The sequence below is a fragment of the Mesorhizobium sp. WSM4829 genome, from assembly GCF_055811475.1.
Genome location: NZ_JBVVQJ010000086.1, coordinates 1 through 4,939 on the forward strand (window position 1 = coordinate 1; position 4,939 = coordinate 4,939).

At 54.7% G+C, this 4,939-nt stretch carries 2 protein-coding genes and 2 pseudogenes; 1 reads left to right on the forward strand and 3 read right to left on the reverse strand.

Annotated elements, in window-relative coordinates; translation table 11 throughout:
- The 3 genes and pseudogenes from AC0L17_RS34085 to AC0L17_RS34095 all read right to left on the reverse strand — a co-directional run.
- Window positions 1-309, reverse strand: a pseudogene (locus AC0L17_RS34085) (aspartate/glutamate racemase family protein); the annotation flags it as partial.
- A gap of 85 nt (window positions 310-394) precedes the next feature.
- Window positions 395-1,279 (reverse strand): beta-keto acid cleavage family enzyme, encoded by an 885-nt coding sequence (locus AC0L17_RS34090; protein ID WP_473518936.1) that lies wholly within the window; start codon window positions 1,277-1,279, stop codon window positions 395-397.
- Between the two features lie 856 nt (window positions 1,280-2,135).
- Window positions 2,136-3,261: pseudogene (locus AC0L17_RS34095) on the reverse strand (IS110 family RNA-guided transposase).
- Window positions 3,262-3,686: 425 nt separating this feature from the next.
- Between AC0L17_RS34095 and AC0L17_RS34100 the strand changes: the two are divergent.
- A complete protein-coding gene (locus AC0L17_RS34100; RefSeq protein ID WP_473518937.1) occupies window positions 3,687-4,412 on the forward strand; it encodes a 4'-phosphopantetheinyl transferase family protein in 726 nt (241 codons plus the stop codon).
- The last annotated feature ends 527 nt before the right edge of the window (window positions 4,413-4,939 follow it).

The window sequence follows — 4,939 nt, forward strand, 5'->3', positions numbered from 1 at the left end:
GCGGAGCAGCGCCGGCACGAAGAGCAGGCTGGACATTACTACCGGGACACTTACCGCCGCAGCCACCGCTGCCTGATACCGAACAGCAGAGCCGCAGTCCGAGGTGATTACGACTGCGCCTCGCTCGACCAGCCTCCGCGCTGCCGCAACAAAGGCAGGCACGAGCGCAGGTTCGCCCTGCATGACAACATCCGCCCAGGCTCCTTCGACCGTTTCCGATATCACGGGAAAGTCGAAAGTAGCTGAACTGAACAGCGAGCCGGACAGCGGCGCCGGCGGCGTCACGCCGGGTGGCAAGCCAGGTTCCAAGCCCAGAATTCCAAGGCAACTTCCGATTTGCGACGCCATTTCGCCTCCAGGACATATAGCTACATTTGATACATTAAGGACGCGATCATCCCCGCTTCTTTACTCCGAGGATTGCCCGTGCCTCGGCAGGTGTGGCGACGCTGGCGCCCATGCGCTCGATGATCCCAACCGCATTGTCGACGAGCTCGGCATTGGATGCCAGCACCCCACGTCGGAGATAAATGTTATCTTCCAAACCTACCCGGACATGTCCGCCCATTACCACCAACTGTCCAACCATCGGCATTTCATCTGCACCACAGCCAAATCCACCCCAGACTGCCCCGGAAGGCAGAATCTCACGCATGGCCTGCACAGCGATCGGAACAGCCGGTGCGCCATAACCCGTGCTGAGGCAAAATTGGAAAAGAGGCGGACCGTCAATTATGTTTTCGGAGATGAGTTTCTTAGCGGTTTCGATGTGGCCTAGATCGAAGCACTCGAGCTCGGGCTTGACACCGGCCTCGCGCATGAGTGTCGCCATCTCTCGCAGATCGGACATACGCGCAACAAAAATCGCGTCCCCAAAAGCCATCGTGCCGCAATCCAGGGTGCTAAGCTCAGGCTGAAGTTTGACGGCGTGAAGACAACGTCCAATAGCGTTCTTAAGTGTGCTACTTTTGCCTATTTTTAAAGGATCCAAAGAAGCAATTTCAAGTTCACCATCCATTCCACAGGTTAAGTTGATGATGACGTCCGTCGCCGCGTCCCTAAGCTTCTTAACAACCTCTTCATAGAGCTCAATTCTATTTGATGGTTCCCCCGTGTCAGGCTCACGGACGTGAATGTGCACAATCGCAGCCCCAGCCTTTGCAGCTTCCAGTGCTGCCTCCGCGATTTGCGATGGCGTCTTGGGGATATTTGGATGCTTCGCAAGAACCGCGGAACTTCCTCCGGTGACTGCACACGTGACAATGACTTTCCGCGACATCAGAAACTCCTAGTTCGGTATCGTCTTGATTGTCTATTCCGGCGCCATGCACTCGGTGGCGACGACGAGTGGTCATACTATCGAAGGATAGGGGCGGCGGGCTATCGTCAACTCTCGCGGATTCTTCATGCGCATCACGTGTTCGTCAAATATTGATTGTCGCCGCTGACCATCTGGAAGCCAGATTACTCTGCGCCGTGTATTCCCAAACCGAGGTGTCGAATTTCCCTGCCAGAAATTATGCACGATTTCGGGAACGTGCGGTCTTGGCTCGACGAGGATCGTGACGTGGTTCTTATCGCTCTATTCTGCCAAGCGCTGGTCGGCCTTGCCCCCGATAGGACCTGAGTTAGACCGATGCGCGTCCGCGCGGCCCTGATTTGTTGCGAACCGGCAAACTGTTGGCAATAAATAGCGCTCGATAAAAGACGTTGAACTCCGCATGCACCGTCTGGCGTCTGCGCGGCAGGTATCTGAATTCGAAATGACTTGAATCTATAAACGACATTTGACTCTCCGCGACGCTCGCAGAGACCGTGTGCCGGACCTCAAGAATAGAAATTAAGAGCAGCACAATGACTGGACCCGACGGTAACGTCGGCAATCCGTCGGATGACAGGGCTCCCTATCTACGATATCACAATCATATGTCCATATGTCGGATGACACTTGAGTTTGTTGCCTGAGACGGCGCTGCGTTTGCGACGCAACCTTTCGATGGTGGAGAGAGTATAAATGGCTGAGCAGAGAGTACCAGGCGATGCGCACAGGATATCCAAGGTCACTTGCATCGGGGGGGCTGATTGGGGCTGGTTGGGCAGCTTCATTTTATGAGAGCCGGTTTAGATGTCATCGTCTATGATCCAGCTGCCGAACGCGAGACTTTTCTGAAGGAATACTTAGCCAAAGCAATGTCGCAACTTGCCGAGCTGGGAATGGCACCAAGCGCTTCGCCTTCACGCGCGATCGCCGCAACCACGATGGGCGCCTTCTTGCCCGCCGCTGTCATGCGGCGGTAGCGGGCACAAAGCCGCGTCTGCGCCTCCAGGCAATCTCGCGCACAACCTTCGGCAGGCCCTCGAGGCGGATGCGAATGGTCTCCGTCACCCTGGCGGGATGGCGGTAGCCCTAGGCACCCTCTATTAGGACTCGACGCGCGCGGCGGTTGCCGGCCAGCGTCAGTCCGCCGCGCTTGACCGTGTCGCCGCTCGACCGCTCAGAGGCACCAGGCCGAGGAAGGTCATCAATTGCCGTGGACTGTCGAAGCGGCGGACATCGCCGACTTCGCTCGCGAAGGTGACGGCAACGATAAAAGAGACGTCACGCAGCACCTGATAAGCCGCCACCAAGCGCGCCATCGACCAACTGGGCACGAGTTCGGCAAGCTGGGCATCGAGCCGCTCCAGCCGAGCCTCCGCATCGGTGATCACGTCGACCTGGTCCTGAAACACGATCTGCTGGGCCGGATGGTCGAACTTCTGCGCCGCCAGCCAGCGGGCATGTGCTGGGCTCCAACTCCGCTAAAGACCCGGCCATGGCGCAGCAGGAACGATGAAACCTGCTGGCGCTTCTTGCGCAGATCCTCGCTCGCTGCAGCCCGCACCCGCACCAGATCGCGCACCGCTTCATGCACCGCGTCGGGAACCCAGATCCCCTTCAGTTCGCCCGCCCGAAACAGTCGCGCCAGGGTGACCGCATCGCGCCGGTTCGTCTTGACGCGCTCGCCCGGACGCATCGGGATCAGCGATGGCGCAACAACGTCGCAGCGGTGGCCGAGCTCGACGATCTGGCGATAAAGCCCGTAACCAGTCGGGCCGGCTTCGTAGCAGAAATACAGGTGAGGATGCTTTTTCTCCAGCTTGCGCACGAACCGCTCCACCGCCGCCGGCGTGGCCTCGATCTCGCCGAAATACCGAACCTCTCCATTCTGTCCCCCCCTCGGCAATCGCAATCGCGTGCTTGGCCTTAACATCGACACTGATGTAAAAGCGTTATCTTCATCCATGGTCCGCCCTTACTTTGCTTGGGGCTCGGCTCGGCACTCCCGAGTAACCCCCGTTTGCCATACAGCCGCAAAGACTAAGGGCGGGCCACCAATCACACCACGGTCATAACGTCTAGACAACAATGGTTTGTTGCATAATAAACATTAGTACTAGTTCGTTGAAACAACTGAAATAGTATACGATTAATGGAAAGAAGCTTAAAAGAGTTTTTAAAAATCCTTTAAGCTGTTTCATAAACTTTTAACCACAGGGATCCAATGGCAGTGTAGAAGTTCTCGCAAGTCAGTGACGACCCGCCCCATTACAGCACTGTGGTCGTGTAGATGGGGAGGCATTAACGACTTTACCATCGCGCTGATCAGGCAAGGGCATGTGGTGGAGCGAGCCATAGGCTGTGACGAATGCATTCGCAGAGGCAGTTCGGTACGATCAATGTTTGGGTTTTCCGGCATTCACAGCTGACGATCCCAACGTCATACATGCGTGAAGTGCTAAGCCCAACTGAGCGGGAGCGAGCAGAAAAAATCCGTCACTCAGATCTGCGGCTTTCATACATTCAAGCAAAATTTGCTTTTCGAACCATCCTTGCTGCGCATTTGCGTGTTCCGGAGCAAGATCTCCAGATGACCGTTTCGCGGTTCGGCAAGCCTCGATTGCCGGCGCGCGATATCGAAGTGAGCCAGTCTCACAGTCAGGATTGGTCCGCCGTCGCCGTTTCAGCCGTGGGCTTGATTGGGATAGATATTGAGCATTGGCGCGCCTTGGCAAATTGCCGCCAATTGGCCCGTCACATTATGACTGACCAAGAACTCAGGAGGTTTGAAGACGTTCCGCGGAAACTCTCTGCGAGAAAGTTCCTGGAGCTGTGGACCAGGAAAGAGGCTATACTGAAATGCGTAGGTCTTGGTCTCCAGCAGGACCCGCTAACGCTCCACACGGGCTGGGATGAGCAGGCCGTGCAATTTGGTGGCCTGCATTACTACCTCAATGCGCTCCCAATCCGCGGGCAGTTAATAGGGCATATTGCATCGCATTATCCCCAACAGATTATCATGCGCACCCTACCATCGCAATTGGATGACCAACTTGGACAGCCAGATACCAAAAAAATTACAGAACCTTTATGATCGAAGGTCGCGGACAATGGTATCTTCACAGCAAGGTCTGAGGTCAGGCACAGCCAAAAAGCTTGTGTCGAATTGCGCTCGGACGCTGCACAAGTACGCAATGCAGGGCGGACGCAATGAGGGTCGACAGCGCTACTGCAATGAACCAGTTGAATAAATTTATCATATTAAAAACTAAATCGTTCTGTCATAGTTGAACTTAGATAACAGATTTTGTCAAACTAAGTTTAACAAATATTGCCTTTCTACATCCGCTAAATGCGGGTATGTTGGCTGCCTGAAGTTAGATAGAATTGGTGGCTATCTAAGCGACAAGTCTCCGGAGATAGATATACATCAGCTTGGAAATATTTATAAATAAATAACTTCCGCTTAGAGATGGTCATTTCAGTCGGTATCTTGATGGAGTAGTTTGAGAGATGAAACAAAGTCCTCGTAAGGCCAAAGTATTGCTTAACGTTGTAAAGAGTTCACTTGAGCCGTCGTATCGGCTAATTTGCTTCCCGCATGGGGGGGGTAGCGTCCAG

Bases quoted from the DNA above. Each gene is read 5' to 3' on its own strand.
- AC0L17_RS34090 (WP_473518936.1), bottom strand. From the start codon at position 1,279: ATGTCGCGGAAAGTCATTGTCACGTGTGCAGTCACCGGAGGAAGTTCC.
- AC0L17_RS34100 (WP_473518937.1), top strand. From the start codon at position 3,687: ATGCATTCGCAGAGGCAGTTCGGTACGATCAATGTTTGGGTTTTCCGG.